General features: G+C 38.3%; 11 protein-coding genes. 8 read left to right on the top strand and 3 right to left on the bottom strand.

Annotated features, from left to right (window positions below; translation table 11 throughout):
- Positions 1–74 precede the first annotated feature (74 nt).
- Genes KG732_RS03755 through KG732_RS03745 form a run of 3 tightly spaced genes read right to left on the bottom strand, consistent with a single transcriptional unit; the run spans position 75 to position 4,419 of the window.
- The gene (locus KG732_RS03755) at positions 75–1,541 is read right to left on the bottom strand and encodes an MBOAT family protein (RefSeq protein WP_213521034.1); all 1,467 of its coding nucleotides are present in this window, start codon (positions 1,539–1,541) and stop codon (positions 75–77) included.
- Positions 1,538–2,914 (bottom strand): LysM peptidoglycan-binding domain-containing protein, encoded by a 1,377-nt coding sequence (locus tag KG732_RS03750; RefSeq protein ID WP_213521033.1) that lies wholly within the window; start codon positions 2,912–2,914, stop codon positions 1,538–1,540. The genes KG732_RS03755 and KG732_RS03750 overlap by 4 nt, the downstream gene beginning before the upstream one ends.
- Complete coding sequence (locus KG732_RS03745; protein ID WP_213521032.1) at positions 2,911–4,419, bottom strand: hypothetical protein; 1,509 nt, start codon at positions 4,417–4,419, stop codon at positions 2,911–2,913. The genes KG732_RS03750 and KG732_RS03745 overlap by 4 nt, the downstream gene beginning before the upstream one ends.
- Before the next feature lie 752 nt (positions 4,420–5,171).
- Between KG732_RS03745 and KG732_RS03740 the strand changes: the two genes are divergently transcribed.
- From KG732_RS03740 to KG732_RS03705, 8 genes are all read left to right on the top strand, one after another.
- A complete protein-coding gene (locus KG732_RS03740; RefSeq protein ID WP_213521031.1) occupies positions 5,172–8,198 on the top strand; it encodes a TonB-dependent receptor in 3,027 nt (1,008 codons plus the stop codon).
- 12 nt (positions 8,199–8,210) lie between these two features.
- Positions 8,211–9,668 (top strand): RagB/SusD family nutrient uptake outer membrane protein, encoded by a 1,458-nt coding sequence (locus KG732_RS03735; RefSeq protein ID WP_213521030.1) that lies wholly within the window; start codon positions 8,211–8,213, stop codon positions 9,666–9,668.
- Between the two features lie 11 nt (positions 9,669–9,679).
- Complete coding sequence (locus KG732_RS03730; protein WP_213521029.1) at positions 9,680–11,236, top strand: hypothetical protein; 1,557 nt, start codon at positions 9,680–9,682, stop codon at positions 11,234–11,236.
- Positions 11,237–11,246: 10 nt separating this feature from the next.
- Positions 11,247–12,230 (top strand): PKD domain-containing protein, encoded by a 984-nt coding sequence (locus KG732_RS03725; RefSeq protein ID WP_213521028.1) that lies wholly within the window; start codon positions 11,247–11,249, stop codon positions 12,228–12,230.
- Between the two features lie 363 nt (positions 12,231–12,593).
- On the top strand, positions 12,594–13,259 hold the full coding sequence (locus KG732_RS03720; RefSeq protein ID WP_213521027.1) for a succinate dehydrogenase cytochrome b subunit: 666 nt from the start codon (positions 12,594–12,596) through the stop codon (positions 13,257–13,259).
- 10 nt (positions 13,260–13,269) lie between these two features.
- On the top strand, positions 13,270–15,273 hold the full coding sequence (locus KG732_RS03715; RefSeq protein ID WP_213521026.1) for a fumarate reductase/succinate dehydrogenase flavoprotein subunit: 2,004 nt from the start codon (positions 13,270–13,272) through the stop codon (positions 15,271–15,273).
- 55 nt (positions 15,274–15,328) lie between these two features.
- Entirely contained in the window at positions 15,329–16,075 is a 747-nt protein-coding gene (locus KG732_RS03710; protein WP_213521025.1) for a succinate dehydrogenase/fumarate reductase iron-sulfur subunit, read from the top strand.
- A 115-nt stretch (positions 16,076–16,190) separates the two neighbouring features.
- The gene (locus KG732_RS03705) at positions 16,191–17,324 is read left to right on the top strand and encodes a methionine aminotransferase (RefSeq protein WP_213521024.1); all 1,134 of its coding nucleotides are present in this window, start codon (positions 16,191–16,193) and stop codon (positions 17,322–17,324) included.
- Positions 17,325–17,352: the final 28 nt, after the last annotated feature.

Here is a 17,352-nt window from a genome sequence, read left to right as displayed (position 1 = left end):
AAACGAGAACATTTAATGGGTTTTTTATTTTTTTAGTAGCAATACCTTAAAACAAGGATTATTTGATCTTCATTTTAAAACTGAAAATAAATAAAAGGTTGCACTTCACTACTAGCTGTAGCACTTATTACCCAGATGACTGCAGCAAATAAAAGTACCTTACCTGCAACTGGTATTCTATGAAATAATTCCAGTTGCTTGTCCTGCACTTTTTGAGGTATAAAATGCCATAGGTAACCTATCAATAAAACAATAGCTATATTTTGATAGCCCTTTAATACGGTCCACCAGATCTGAGGGTTCCATTCTATACGGCCTATATTAGAAATGACATTCAAGGCATTGTTAAAGTCTGATGCTCTAAAGAAAATCCAACAAAAAGCTACAAAGTGAAACGTCAGTATTCCTGCGATGAGTTTTAAAGGAAAGCTCCTACCAGTTAATTTTGGGATGTTGAAGGCCTTTTCGATAATGAGAACGGTTCCATGCATCCCTCCCCAAAGAATAAACTTCCAAGAGGCACCGTGCCATAATCCACCGAGTAACATGGTCATAAAAAGGTTGAAGTACGTGCGTATTTTACCCTGGCGATTACCGCCCATAGATATGTAGAGGTAATCTCTTAGCCAGCTTGAAAGAGAGATGTGCCACCTGCGCCAGAATTCGGTAACGCTGCTACTTTTATAGGGTGTTTTAAAGTTAGGAGGTAATGTAAAACCCATCAAAAGTGCAAGACCTATAGCAATGTCGGAATAGCCGGAGAAATCACAATAAATTTGCAGGGTATACCCATAAACGGCAAGTAAGTTTTCAAAAGCACCGTAATTATCTGGAAACTCAAAAACACGATCTACAAAGTTAACACTAATGAAATCTGAGAGGACTGTTTTTTTAAGTAATCCACCCATAATCAGAAACAAGGCATAACTCAACTCCTTTTTAGAAAGTTGTAGTTTTTCATAAATCTGAGGTATAAAATCTTTTGCTCTTACAATAGGTCCCGCAACTAATTGTGGAAAAAAAGAAACAAAAAACATAAAATCCCAAATATTTCTAGCCGGTTCTAATTCTTTTCTGTAAACGTCTATAGTGTAAGACATGGTTTGAAAAGTATAAAATGAGATGCCTACAGGTAGAAATACAGTCCCAAAACTTAAATCACCTGAAAAAAGAGCATTAAAATTAGCGGTGAGGAAGCCGGTGTATTTAAAGTAAGCGAGCAGTCCTAAATTGATAATACAGGAAAGAATAAGCAGCCATTTTCTTTTTCTTTTATCATCGCTTTTGTAAATCAATTCAGATAAGTAATAATCTACAAACGAAGAAAATATAAGCAGTATAAAGTACACCCCACTACATTTGTAATAGAAAAATAAAGAAAAGGCGATAACATATAAGATGCGCATTTTACGAGCATCGGACATAAAAATATACAACAGATAAAAACCTAGAAACAGATATAAAAAAGCCTCACTATTAAATAGTAATGGGCTTTGTGGATCATAACTTAACCAGCTCCATATATCGTTCCATTCCATCATTTTTTATAATCGGCATAGGAGTTAATGATGGACTCCACAAGTAGTAGTGCTTGTAGCTGATAGCCTTTTTCTAAGAAATGAATTTTATCACTCGAGGTTAAGTTTGCATCGTGCCAATAGGGCATCGCACGACTTGTTTTAGAAACCGAATGTAAATCGTAGAATGCCCAAGAATTTAAGTTGGCAAAGACGCCCATTTCATAGGCATATGCTGTTGCGGTAGAATTGATTTGTTTGCGATTCTTCATTGATGGCGGTGGGCTGGTTAACAACACACTCCCCGTCATTTCACGTTGGATCATTTCGCGATTGAATACGTCCATAGCTTCCTTTAGCTTCTCTTCTGTATAGGTATCGTAAAAACTCTCGTTAGTTCCTAAAGAGATGATGATCAAGTCCGGATTTAAGGCCGCCATCTGATCAAAAAATCTAGGAAATATATTGTAATCACTAAATTTGGTCCCGTTGACACCTATGCCGTGAAAGTTGATACCGTTCTTTCCAGTGCTCAATAAGAGTCCGTCGAGAAGGTACTTTGATTCCTTTTGAGCAGGTCTCAAATAAAGCTGATTCACTCCTTTAGGAATTTGATAAGTGATTCCATCTAACGAGGCAAGATCGGTAAAACTCGCTTCAGATAGGACTTTATTTTGTGTATTCCCCGTTGGTATTTCAAGAGTTTGTCCAGCTCGTAAATGTGTGTTTTTCATCCCGTTTACTTGTTGAATTTTCTGAATGGAAGTATGGAATTGAGCGGCGATTTTACCTAGGTAATCTCCAGAAATTACGTTATAGGTTTTGTTGATGTTGACTTTTAGGAGAAGATCACGTTTGTCAGCAAGGCTTATTTTAAAACGATCGGGATGTGGGGAAACTATTTTTATTTCAGTAACCTCTTCTAATGATTCACTCAGATTAATTTCCATCAGAAAATCATTGTTTGCGGTTTCTAGGTTGATACCGCTCAGTCCGATATCATCATCTCCATTACTTTTTACATTGCGCACTGCCTTCCAGTCGCCGCTTGCTTTAAACTTGACATCTACTGCCCCATTAGTGCCAGCAACTCGATAAGGGAATACAAAACCTCGGCCTGCATTACCAAATTTATTCTGCAAACCTTGTCTTATATATTGTGGGAAATAAGGTCCTTGAACATGAGAGTCCCCTAGTTGTAGCACAGTTACTTGACTTCTATTGCCGCTCTCTAGTTCTTGGAGTTTTTGAAAAAAATCATTCAATACCAAGGGGTTTTTTATCTCTTGAAAACTGCGATCTATCAATAAGGGGTTGATTGGTACATCTTCTATTTGTTGCCCATATGATGTTAACGTCAAAAGACCGATCCATAGAAAAATATGAGCTTTGATCATGGTCTTCGCAGGTAAGAAATACTGTCGTTTACAGCTTTTATGTATAGGCTATCTGCCTTTTGTTGTAACATATTTTGCTGTATTCTCGCTTTCGCGAAAGCGGAATACCCATTCATCAATTCTTCATAAATCATCCCACCTATTTTACGGGAACCCTGAGGGCTAAAATGAATAAAATCTTTATTTGCTAGCTTTTGATCGCTCCAGATAGGCATTGTATTGACGCCTCCCATCAAATGAAAGAGGCTTATAAAGCTGGACTGCGTTTTTAATGCATATTGTTGTTGGGACCTCAATAACTTTACAACACTGCTATCTGTTTTTACAATATCGTCAAGTTTTGTTCCTTTATCTGCAGTACCTAGTATTAAAACATCAGCTTCTGGGAACGCTTGTTTCAAATGATGTACCACTTGAGTCATTCGGTTGTAATACCAATTGTAATTTTTAGATTTTCTAGTGAGTACATTAGCTCCAAATTGAAGGATGATCAAGTCATAGCTTAAGCTTTGGTCAAACTTTTGCATTTGAGAAATATTTAGTAAACTCAATGGCAATCCAGAATTACCACGGTTAGAAAAACCGTCTACAGCTATTCCTGTATGATTTGAAAAATCCATTCCATAGATAGGAGTGTTTTGCGCATTTGAAAAGTCCAATTGGATTTTTCGTAGGTTACTTGTGGATATAGGAACTGAATTAAAGCTTTGTGTACCGTTCAACAGAATATAGGTAGCGCTATTGTCTTTTTCTTCGGTTACTTTAAGGACAGCGTCTTTATTACCGGAGCCGTAAAAGAGGCGTGGCGAGTTGAGTTGGTAAGCGTTTTTAATACCACTGGCAACATAGTGTACTCGTGCGGTAGCGTCTACTGGAAAAAAAACAGCGCCATTTATTCCATAGGGAATACTATCTGCGCTACCTTTCATAAAGTTGTCCTCCTTCCAGTTTCCTAATGTATAATGCTTAACAGAGTAACGGGATCGCGCACTTTCTGATTGTATAGGAACAAATCCAACTCCAAGACCCCCAAAACGGTTTTGTAATGCGCTCCTAAAATCTTGAACTATCAAATCGCCATCGATCATTGAGTCGCCGTAATAAGCGATGCGTACTTTTGCTTTTTTTGATTGTTCCAGTTCGTAAAGCTTTTCAAAAAAACGATTCAAGTGATTGATACCGGTATAACTTTTTAAAGGAAAAGGTTTTGGAATAGCAATTATACGCGATGAGTCTGTGGGACGATATTCCAGGTTAAAATCGAAATCCGAAGCACTTATAAGGTGTTGATAGAAGGTGTCGTTTAAAGTTTCCAATGAAGTTTTGTTAGAAACCGCTTTTGTTGAGCTTATAGGTTGGGTTACCGCTTTTTTTAATTGATTAGAATCCTGAATGGCTGTTACAGGTGCTCCCCCAATTTCCAAGTCATTCATTGCTTCGATCATAAGACGATCTACGACACTATGAGCAGAGCTATTACCTTCTACAAATACGTTATTCGGCAAATAGGGTTTTGTGACATAGAAAAGAGCCCCACCAAGTGCGATGATAAAAAAAGCAAAGTAGCATTGTTTTTGTTCTTTAAAGTGCATGTAGTACTATAATCTTAAATCAAAACTCTATGAAAAGCGCACACCTGTTAAAGGCGTTCTATTGAGGTGCAATTTAAAAGAATCCATGTAACTAAATAGCAAACTGTTGTTAGTTTGTTGTTTTCTATCCAGACTAATATCTTTACTTATGTTATATGTGGGAGTACTGCTAGACATTATTAAATTTTGAGCGACTATTTTTAGGGTGGCTTTGATCACTAAGATAGTTGTTTATTTGACACTCAAAGATGAAATCCACAGCTGCATTATTGATCTGTTGTAGTTGGTTTTATGCAATAGGAGCACTTGATTAGTTATTAATGATATTGTTCTCATCATGTTTTTATAACTATTGGTAGTACGGATAGTTTAAAAGCCTTCCTCGTCATTAACCTAAGTAAAAAATAAGAAACATCTTTTTAATTATTTTTCACTATACATTTCCACATCAATTGATCATTATCCGTTGAATTTACCTTACAAAAAAAACTGTAAATAACTGATAATAAATAAAATAACTATATTTTGTCAACGTAGCACTATTGCTGTAACGAATTTTATGACAAAATCAATTAACTTTTTTTAAATTTGAATTCTAACTTTAAGAGGATCTTAACCTACAACGTTATAGAAACTCTTTTTAATTATGAAATAAAGCGATTTTCATGAATAAATTTACATTTTTACTATTTTATTTTGTCGCAGCTTTCAGCTTCGCGCAAGAAGGTATCATCTCAGGAAAGGTCCTTGAACAATCTACAGGAGAGGCTTTATTGGGAGCCACTGTTCTCAACCTAAACACGAATAAGGGTACTACCACAGATTTTGATGGTCTCTACACCATAGCTGCTTCACCAGGGGATATCCTTAAATTTTCTTACATAGGTACGATAACTCAACAAGTTACAGTAGCTAATACCGCTACTATAAACGTAAGCTTACAGGCAGATGTAGCTGCACTTGAAGAGGTGGTAGTCGTTGGATACGGCACTCAAGCGGTTAGAGAAGTTACGGGGGCAGTGAGTGTAGTGGACAGTAAAGTAATTGAAAACTTGAAGCCAACTAGAGTAGAGCAAGCACTTCAGGGCCAAGTGGCTGGAGTTAATGTGACCTCTTCATCGGGATCTCCTGGAGCAGGTTTAAACATTAGGATACGCGGTATTTCTACTAATGGCGATAACCGTCCTTTAATATTAGTAGACGGAAACATTATTGAAGACTTAAGCGTTATCAACCCTGGGGATATCGAAAGCTTGTCTGTTTTGAAAGATGCAACGGCTGGTATATATGGGGTAAGGGCTGCAAATGGGGTGATTATTATCACTACAAAAGGCGGTCGCAAAAACCAGCCATTAACTGTTGAATACAATTCTTGGGGAGGTTTTCAAGAAACCACTAGAAGGCTTCCTACATTGAATTCACAGCAGTATGCCTTGATTAAAAATGAAGCATTTGCAAATAACGGCGAAGCTTTACCTTTTACGGATATATCTAATTTAACCAATACCAACTATCAAGATGAGGTGTTTGATGATGCGTTGATCCTTAATAATGATATTTCTATACGAGGAGGTACAGAAAAATCTATTTATGCTTTTGGTGTTTCAGTGTTAAGTCAAGATGGTATAGTAGGGAGTGATAAGTCTGATTTTGATCGTTTTACTATGCGAGGAAATTTTGATCGTAAATGGACTAAAAACTTGGAAATGAAAACAGGGTTCCTTTATTCGTATACAAGTAATAAGAACATCAACGACGGTGGTCTAGGATCTGTTCTTTTTAATGCGTTAAACATGGCGCCTACGATTCCGGTTAGAGATCAAGCCGGTGAATTTTCATTGGCAGAAGGTTTGGGAAATGAAGTTATTAATCCTGAGGCCCAACTAGCAAACACATTTAATAAAAATAAAGTAGGGAAGATCAGTGGTAACTTTGGGTTGACCTATTCTTTTCTAGATCATTTTGAAGCTACAGCTCGTATACAAGCGAATTATTCTGAAGCTTACGGGAATAATTTTAATCCTAGAGCATTTTATGGTTCAGGTAAAGTATTCAATTTAACTGAAAATGTATTTAGTACGTATAACAATTATTTCAGTGATTATACCTATGATGCGTTTTTAAAATACGACAATACATTTGCTGATAAACACAATTTAGAGGCTACCATAGGGATGAGTGCCTTTAGAACTCGAGGGGACTTTAATGACCTTACCGGTTTTGGTAATGTAAGCAATGATTATAATGAGGTAAGTATAGCGGGGGCAGAACGTGTTATTAATGGAGATCTCAATGGAGCGCGTCGTTTTGATCAGAGGTTGCTTTCTCATTTCCTTCGTGTTCAGTACGATTATAAGGGGAAGTATTTGCTTTCCGCTGTTGTTAGACGTGATGGGAGTACCATATTTGGACCTGAAAATAGATTTGGTATCTTCCCTTCAGGTAGTGTAGGTTGGATCGCTTCAGACGAATCTTTCCTAAAGGACAGTAAAGTTATAGACTTCCTTAAAGTACGAGCATCTGCTGGTATCATAGGTAACGACCGTATTCCTGCTTTTGGATATGTATCTCTACTTAATGGAGAAGGACAGTATGTATTTAATGGTCAAATTTTCAACGGAACCGCTAGTGGAGCTTTGAGTAATCCGGAAATTAAGTGGGAAGAACAATTTACCACTAATGTTGGATTGGATATGAAATTCTTATCATCTAAATTAAACGTTACTTTAGATTATTACAATAGGGAGACTAATGACTTATTGATTTCTCCAGCAGTATCTGGGATATTGGGTTCTGGGGCACCTGGTTCGGCTGCACCATTCATAAATGGGGGGGATATACGTAATCGGGGTATAGAATTCTCGGTGGGGTATTCAGATCAGGTTACAGATGATTTTAGTTTTAATGTAAGTTACAATTTGGCCACTCTGGATAATGAAGTCCTTTCTGTAAACAACGAAAATGGTTTTATTGAGGCCGGAGGCTTTGGTGTTGGGCAGCCCCCTATTACCAGATTTCAAGAAGGATTTACTATTGGATATTTTTACGGGTATCAAACCGATGGAATTTTTCAAAATGCCGCCGAAGTGGCAGCTCATCCATCGCAAATCGCCTTGGGCGCTAATGCACAGCCTGGAGATTTCAGATATAGAGATTTAAATAATGACGGAGTTATAGACACCGATGACCGTACCGAATTGGGTGATGCTTTACCAGATTTCACCATGGGGTTCAACCTTAGTTTCAATTATAAAAACTGGGACCTACAAACCTATTTGTACGCTTCAATAGGGAATGATATGGTGCGCAATTATGAACGAAACCAGCCTTTAACCAACTTAACGACTAACGCGTTAGGCCGTTGGACCGGCGAGGGATCAACCAATTCTGTACCGCGAGTGACTACAGGGGCAACAGCAAATCAAGTGTTTTCAGACTTTTTTGTAGAAGATGCCTCTTTTTTAAGAGCTCAAAACATGCAAATTGGTTATACCTTAAACGAGTCGTCACTTGATAATTTGAAGTTGAGTAAATTGAGGGTTTATGCATCTGTAAATAATGCCTTTACACTTACAAAGTACAGAGGGTATGATCCTAGCGCTAGCTCTGGAGACCCGTTATCAAGTGGTATAGACAATGGATTTTATCCAGTGGCGAGAACCTTTTTAGTTGGAATAAATGCAAAATTTTAAAAAATAATCAAGATGAAAATTTATAAGATATATATACTATTATTCGTCGCAGCGGCAGGCTTTAACTCATGTAGCGAGGATTATGTAGAGGTTGTTAGTGAGGATGCTAATTCAGAAAACTTTTTTAATACACAAGCTGATTACGAAAATGCTCTAATTGCTGCGTATGACATGTTGCAGTCCAGTTATATTAACGTGATGTTAGGTGAGATAGCTTCAGATAATACCTTAGCTGGTGGTGAGAGTGCAACTGACGTGATAGGAATACAGCAAATTGACGATATGATTCATACTCCTGTAAACGCTCAATTAACAGATTTATGGAGGTGGATGTTTGCTGGTGTGAACAGAGCAAATTATATCATGGAATTCCAAAATAATACTAATTTTCCTGATAAGCCCAGAGTTCTAGGGGAAACTCGTTTTCTAAGAGCTTACTACTATTTTGAATTGGTTAAATTTTTTGGAGATGTTCCTTTAGCAGTTGATAAGCGATTTCTATTTGGAGATCAGTTTGAAGTAGACCGCACACCTAAAGCAGAAGTTTACGCACAGATTGAACGGGATTTGATATTTGCAATTGACAATTTAGAATACACCACTCCTGATGTGGGTCGAGCTACGAAAGGAAGCGCACAAGCATTATTGGGTAAGGTATATTTGTTTCAAGAGAAATATATAGAGGCTGCTGATGTCCTGGATGAGCTCATCCTTATGGGGCCATATAGTTTGGTAACGGACTACGCTACTATCTTTGAAAACGATAATGAAAACAATTCAGAATCTGTTTTTGAAGTCCAATATTCAGATGCAGAAGGTGCCAGTTTCGGATGTTTGCAATGTAGTGAAGGTAATGTCGCAGTAGGATTTAATGGTATTAGAAATTACAACGGTCCTATTTTTGATTCTGGATTTAGTTTTAATGTCCCTACACAAGAAATCGTAGATTTATTTGACCCTGCAGATCCACGTAAAGACACCGCAATTTTAGATATAGACGCTTTCGCGGCAGCTAACAACGCTACCTTTAGTGTAGGCTTTGAACATACGGGGTATTACAATAGAAAATATATAGCTAGACAAGGTGATTTGAATACTGGCGATGCCAACCTGACCAATCCTAATAATTACAGAGCTATAAGACTTGCAGACGTGTACCTTATGGCTGCAGAAGCATATAATAGCGGGAGTTTGGGTGACGGACAAGCACGGACTTATTTAAACGAGGTGCGCAATAGGGTTGGATTACCTGATGTCCAAGTTTCTGGAACAGCCTTAGAAGACGCCATATTTCTTGAACGCAGGCTTGAGTTAGTAGGAGAAGGACACCATTTCTTTGATTTGGTTAGAACTGGTCGTGCAGCTGCTGAAATACCCGGTTTTGTAACTGGTAAACATGAAGTTTTCCCAATCCCATTAGAAGAGATTTTACTTGCTGGAGACCGATGGGAACAAAATCCTAATTATTAATACGATTTGAAATGAAAAACATTAAATTTTTAGTTGTTGCTCTAATAGTAACCACCACGGCACTGTGGAGTTGTGATAGTAATGATGATGCAGACTTAAGCTTAGCGCTTGAAGCGCCAAGTGATCTTGATCTCGTTTTTAATATTACTCAAGATAATTCTGGTTTAGTGACCATTTCACCTACAGGTGTTGATGTGACAAGCTTTGAAGTGTTCTATGCTGATGGTACTGGAGAATCTACTCTACTGTCATTAGGAGAAAATGCACAACGCAATTATGTAGAAGGTACTTACCCCGTGCGAGTTATTGCCACTAATTTAAGCGGTAAAACTACAGAGTTTACTAAAAACCTCGAGGTGTCTTTTAGACCACCAGAGAATCTAGTGGTAACTATTACAGAAAGTGCTGCTTCTAATTTTGGTATTTCCGTAAGTGCTACAGCAGACTTTGAGACTGCTTTTGAAGTTACTTTTGGGGAAGATCCAGCATTAGCGGCTGTTGTTTTTATGGAAGGTGAGGAGGTTATTTATGATTATTCAAGTACGGGAACTTATGACATAACGGTTACTGCCTTGAGTGGTGGCGCTGCTATTACTTCCGTAACCGAAGTAGTTATGATTGAAGACCCAGTAATTTTACCTTTGACTTTTGAATCCACTACTTTAAATTACAATTTAATCAACTTTGAATCAAACGTGAGTATCATCAATAATCCTGATGTTAGCTTAGGTAATAATAGCGCTAAAGTAGTCAGCATTGTAAAGACTGGTTCACAAACCTACGGAGGTGTTGTAGTGCCGCTAGGAGGTCCTATAGACTTCTCTGGGCCACAAAGTTTGAGGATGAAAACCTGGTCTCCAATGCCTATTGGAACAAAGGTTACCGTTAAATTAGAAAATGCCGACGGTTCTATTGCTTCAGCTGATTATGAAGCTTTTACAACTAGAATAGGAGAATGGGAAACACTTTTCTTTGATACTACAGGCCTAGATACAACACAACCATTCAGTCGTTTTGTAGTATTTTTTGATTTAGGAGCAGCCCCTACTAATGACGTGAACTATTTTGATGATATTGAACTAGCTGATGGTCCTCCAATACTATTGCCTTTAACTTTTGAAGATCCTAATAGAATCTATAACATAGGAACGAATAATGGAGCATTTTCTATAATTCCGAACCCTGTACCAGATATGGTCAATAATTCTAGTACGGTGATGCAATTTGTTAGACCTGCTACGGGGCCTAATAATTTTTCTTTAGTTGCCATTGTTGTAGATCAACCTGTTGTATTTAGTGCAACAACCTCATTTACTTTAAAAGTGTATTCTCCTAGAGTAGGGTTACCTGTATGGCTAAAAATCGAGAGAATTGGTAACGGGGGCTTGTTTCAAGAAGTGACAAGTGTTACTACTACGGTAGCTAACGGTTGGGAAGAGTTAACCTTTAATGGATTTACGGGTCCTACTACAGCTGATTTAAGAAATGTTGTTATTTTCTTTGACCCTCTATCAGCAACATCTTCTGCAGAGACCATTTACATTGATGACCTAATTAAAACTAACTAAACTAATAAAAATGAAATATTACTTTAAGCTTTTAATAATCTTGATGCTGGGAGCCTCCTTTCAGGCGTGTCAAGATGATGATACAGACTTTGGTCCAGTAACTGCGCCCACTAATTTGGAACTAACAATTGCTATACAAGGCCAAAGTACAACAGATCCCAATGGAGATGGAACGGGTATAGTAGTTTTTAATGCTACAGCAGATAATGCAATTAATTATACCTATGATTTTGGTGATGGTCGCACGGGGTCTTCTTTTAGTGGAAGTATCGAACACCGTTTTGTAGAATTAGGGGTGATTAGTTACAGTGTAACTGTAACAGCTACTGGTACCGGAGGAGCGGCAACAACACAAACTGTAGTAATTGATGTTTTGAGCACCTTTGACGATGCAGAAGCTAAGGATTTTTTAACAGGAGGGTCGTCTAAAACTTGGTATTGGTCTGTAGCTGAAAACGGTCATTGGGGAGTAGGACCTACAAACTTGATAGGTGGACAGTCGCCAGATGCTTATTATACTCCGGCATTTTTTCCAGTTCCAGCATTTGGCAGGTATTGTAATGAGTTGACCGAATGTTTTTATGAAGATGAGATGGTATTTACCAAAGTAGGAAATGATGTCGTTTACGAATTGAATAACTTTGGGGGTACTTATTTTCACAATACCTATTTAAGTCAATTTGGAGGCCCTTCGGCTCTTAATCCTAATAATGCTGATGAATGCTTGCCATTTACAGCTCCAGCGCCTGGTGAGGTGACCTTTCTTCCTACACTGGATACAGACGTTCCAGTGGATCAATCTAGAAAAACTACGATGCTCTTAGCCAATGATAGTTTTATCAGTTGGTACGTTGGAAGTAGTGAATATGAAATATTAGAACTAACTGCAAATAGAATGGTGTTACGCACGGTGCAAGGAAACGATCCAGCACTGGCTTGGTATCATACGCTTACTACTGATGTTCCAGTGAACCCTAACCCTGGTTGTATCTAGAATATCAATAGTTAAACGATTATTAAGCCACTCTTACAAAGGAGTGGCTTTTTTATGCTCGCTTTCGCGAAAGCGAAATATAATTATTTGTCGGTGCCTGTCAACTCCTCTTTAGGGATGAAAAAGTAAACTTAGGGCTGTGTGCTTATGGTAATGAATATATATTTTAAGCAAACAAAAAACAACAGTTTCTTTACCCTTTCATTGAAAGGAGGAGCCACCAATTACTACTAAGTACAAACGAATGTGCCTAGAAACTATTAAGACTCAATCCAAATAAGGTAAAGTATAAGGCCTTTTAACTATTACGATTGATATTGAGGCGTCTGAAAGTTATCTTTGCAGTAAATTAAAAAATTATACATGAGCGCATTAGTAAAATCATCGCTTGCTAGAAAGTGGGTAATGGCACTTTCAGGATTATTCCTAGTTATATTCTTAACACAGCATTTTGTAATTAACATTACTTCTGTCATCGCACCAGATACTTTTAACGAGTGGTCGCATTTTATGGGGTATAATCCATTAGTACAGTTTGTTGCTCAGCCTATATTAATAGGCGGGTTGATCATACACTTTATTATGGGGATCGTTCTTGACTTTCAAAATAGAAAAGCACGCCCTATCAAATATGCTAAATTCTCTGGTAATTCAAATTCTTCTTGGGTTTCTCGCAACATGATCATTACAGGTCTTGTAGTACTTGCTTTTTTAGGATTGCATATGTATGATTTTTGGGTTCATGAAATGACTGTGAAATATATAAATGTTCAACCTGAAGATGCGACTCGTTACTTACCAGAATTGAAAGAGAAATTTGTTAATCCAGTGAGAGTGGGTATTTACGTTGTTTCCTTTATTCTATTAGCCATGCACTTATGGCACGGGTTTAACAGCTCTTTCCAGTCTATGGGAGCAAAGGCCGTTAATCAAGGAGACCGTTTGAGAAAAGCAACTTATGCGTGGTCCGTATTGATACCTGCAGGGTTTATTTTCATTGCGTTGTACCACTATTTTACTCACTCATAATATATAAATTATGTCAGTATTAGATTCTAAAGTACCTAAAGGACCTCTTGCAGAGAAGTGGGTCAATCATAAAAATCACATTAATCTGGTCAACCCAGTAAACAAACGTAACATAGATGTTATTGTTGTGGGAACTGGATTGGCAGGTGGATCTGCTGCAGCCACTCTTGCTGAACTAGGTTACAATGTAAAGACATTTTGTTATAATGATTCTCCGCGTCGTGCGCATTCCATTGCTGCACAAGGAGGAATTAACGCTGCCAAAAACTATCAAGGAGATGGAGATTCTAATTACCGCCTGTTTTACGATACCATAAAGGGAGGGGACTATAGATCTCGTGAAGCAAACGTTCATAGACTTGCTGAAGTTTCTTCTAACATTATCGACCAGTGCGTGGCACAAGGAGTTCCTTTTGCTCGTGAGTATGGTGGATTGTTAGACAACCGTTCTTTTGGTGGTGTACTTGTTTCAAGAACTTTTTATGCTGCAGGTCAAACTGGACAGCAGTTATTGCTAGGAGCATATTCTGCTTTAAACAGACAGATCAACCGTGGTAAAGTAACTCCGTTTAACCGTCATGAGATGTTAGATCTTGTTAAGGTGGACGGTAAAGCACGTGGTATTATTGCCCGTAACTTAGTTACCGGTGAGATAGAAAGACATGGAGCTCATGCCGTAGTGATTGCCTCTGGGGGTTATGGCAATGTATTTTTCCTTTCTACAAACGCTATGGGAAGTAACGTAATGGCTGCGTGGAGAACACACCGTCGTGGTGCTTATTTCGCAAACCCATGTTATACACAAATTCACCCAACTTGTATTCCAGTTTCTGGAGAACATCAGTCTAAGCTGACATTAATGTCGGAGTCTTTACGTAATGATGGACGTATTTGGGTTCCTAAAAACTTAGAAGACGCAAAAGCTATACGTGAAGGGAAGTTGAAAGGTGTCAACCTTAAAGAAGAAGATAGAGATTATTACTTAGAAAGAAGGTATCCTGCATTTGGTAACTTGGTGCCACGTGATGTCGCATCCCGAGCTGCAAAAGAGCGTTGTGATGCCGGTTATGGTGTTAATAAAACAGGTAATGCGGTTTATCTAGACTTTGAAGCGTCATTCTTACGATATGGAAAAATAGAGGCCCTAACACACGGTCAAAAGGATGCTAGCAAAGAAGAAATGATCGCCTTAGGTAAGAAAGTGATCGAGAAGAAATACGGAAACCTCTTTGATATGTACCGTAATATCGCAGATGAAAATCCATATGAGGTACCTATGAAAATTTTTCCAGCAGTGCACTATACCATGGGCGGACTTTGGGTAGATTATAACCTACAAACCTCCATACCTGGATGTTTTGCAGCTGGCGAAGCAAATTTCTCTGATCACGGTGCTAACCGTTTAGGAGCAAGCGCTTTAATGCAAGGTCTAGCTGATGGATACTTTGTTTTACCCTATACCATTGGTGATTACCTAGCAGACGAAATTGGAACTGGAGCTATTTCTACAGAAACAGCTGAGTTTGATCAAGCAGAAAAGGATACACGTGCCCGCATCGAGAAATTGATGAATGGTGCAGGAACTCATTCTGTAGATTACTACCATAAGAAATTAGGTTTGATCATGTGGAATAAATGTGGTATGTCTCGTAATGCGACAGACTTACAAGCAGCCATGGATGAAATCGCGGAGTTGAGAGCAGATTTCTGGAAGAATGTAAAAGTTCCAGGAACAGCAGATACTAAAAACCAAGAGCTAGAGAAAGCTGGCCGAGTTGCCGACTTCCTTGAATTGGGAGAATTGTTTGCAAAAGATGCACTTGAAAGAAACGAAAGTTGTGGTGGTCACTTCCGTGAGGAATATCAAACCGCAGATGGTGAAGCATTGCGTGATGATGTGAACTATGCTTACGTGAGTGCTTGGGAATATAATGAGAACCCTCGTGATGCTAAATTGCACAAAGAAGAATTGGTCTTTGAAAATGTGGAATTGAAGACTCGTAGTTATAAATAATTGAATTTTAAATGTTCCGCTTTCGCGAAAGCAGAACGAACTAAATATAAAAAGTATGAAACTTACTTTAAAAATATGGAGACAGGCTGGTCCTGAAGCCAAAGGAAAAATGGTTACTTATCCACTTGATGGTATAGATGGTGATATGTCTTTCCTTGAGATGATGGATATCTTAAATGAGAATTTGATCAATCAAGGAGAAGTTCCCGTAGAATTTGATCACGACTGTCGTGAAGGAATCTGTGGATCTTGTAACATGATGATTAATGGACAACCTCACGGACCGCAAAAATTGACAACTACTTGTCAATTGCATATGAGAAAGTTTAATGATGGAGATACCATTACTATTGAGCCATGGAGAGCAGCCGCTTTTCCAGTGATCAAAGATTTAATTGTCGATCGATCTTCTTTTGATAGAATCCAGCAGGCTGGTGCTTATGTATCGGTGAATACCTCAGGTAATACTCAAGATGCCAACTCAATTCCGATTAAGAAAGCCGACGCAGATGAGGCATTTCACTCAGCAACTTGTATAGGTTGTGGAGCTTGTGTTGCGGCATGTAAGAATGCGAGTGCTATGTTATTTACCAGCGCTAAGGTTTCTCAATACGCTTTGTTACCACAAGGTGAGATAGAGGCTACTGATCGTGTGATGAACATGGTACGCCAAATGGATATTGAAGGTTTTGGTAACTGTACCAATACAGGAGCTTGTATGATCGAGTGTCCTAAAGGAATTAAATTAGAAAACATTGCTCGTATGAACCGCGAGTATTTAAAAGCAGAAACTTTAGGATAGTTGTTCCTAATAGAATTTTAAAAATCCCTCTTTAGTTAACTGAAGAGGGATTTTTTATGCTCGAATAGTGGCTTTAATGTTCTTAATATATCAAGCTATTTTGTAATTTACTGGCATGATTTCAAAGCTTCCTAAGGTCACCGACTCCATTTTTACAACTATGAGCAGGCTCGCGCATGAGCATAATGCGCTCAACCTCTCTCAAGGATTTCCTAATTTTCCAGCAGACCCTATTTTAAAAGACTTGGTAGTAAAGGCGATTCAAGAGAATAAAAATCAATATGCGCCCATGCCAGGACTGATGTCATTACGCGTTGGGATTTCTAACATGACGCAACAACAGCACCATGCTTTTTATCATCCAGAAAATGAAATTTGTATAACTGCAGGAGCGACTCAAGCAATTTTTTGTGCCCTACAAGCAATGGTACATTCTGGTGACGAAGTGATCCTGTTTACCCCAGCTTATGATTGCTATGAACCAGCCATTCAACTCGCTGGCGGAAAAGCAGTCCCTATAGCGATGACACTGCCAGACTTTAGGATAGACTGGCAAGAAGTGCGTGATAAAATCACTTCTAAAACCAAAATGATGGTGATCAATACCCCTCACAATCCTAGTGGTAACATGTTGACACATGAGGATATGGTGGAGTTAGAGAAAATAGTAGTAAACAATAACTTGTTGTTGTTAAGCGATGAGGTCTATGAACATATTTCTTTTGACGGAAGAGAACATCTCAGTGCTGCAAGATATGAAGGCTTGCGTGATCGCAGTTTTATAACCGGGAGTTTTGGAAAAACCTTTCATGTTACCGGATGGAAAAGTGGCTATTGCCTCGCGCCTCAACATTTAATGAAAGAGTTTTATAAAGTACATCAATACATGGTTTATTGTGTGAATCATCCCGTACAAGATGCCATAGCCGATTACATTCAAGAACCCCATAGATATCGAGAATTAGGTGCTTTTTATCAGCGCAAACGCGATCTTTTCTTAAATTTAATAAAGGATAGCAAGTTTGCTTTTACACCTGCTCACGGCTCTTATTTTCAGTTATTGGATTACAGTGCAATTACTGAGGAGCAAGATGTGGATTTTGCTAAAAGACTGACCGTGGAACATAAAATAGCCAGCATTCCAATTTCTGTTTTTATGAATGGAAAGGATCCTAAAATGTTGCGTTTTTGCTTTGCAAAGAAAGATGAAGAGATTATTGCCGCGGCTAAGATTTTGAATAGTTGGTAAGAGTATGTTCTCCAACCTTTTTCCGCGC

The organism is Nonlabens sp. (assembly GCF_018401815.1).
Taxonomy (GTDB): Bacteria; Bacteroidota; Bacteroidia; order Flavobacteriales; family Flavobacteriaceae; genus Nonlabens.
This window is presented reverse-complemented; position numbering and strand designations above follow the sequence as displayed.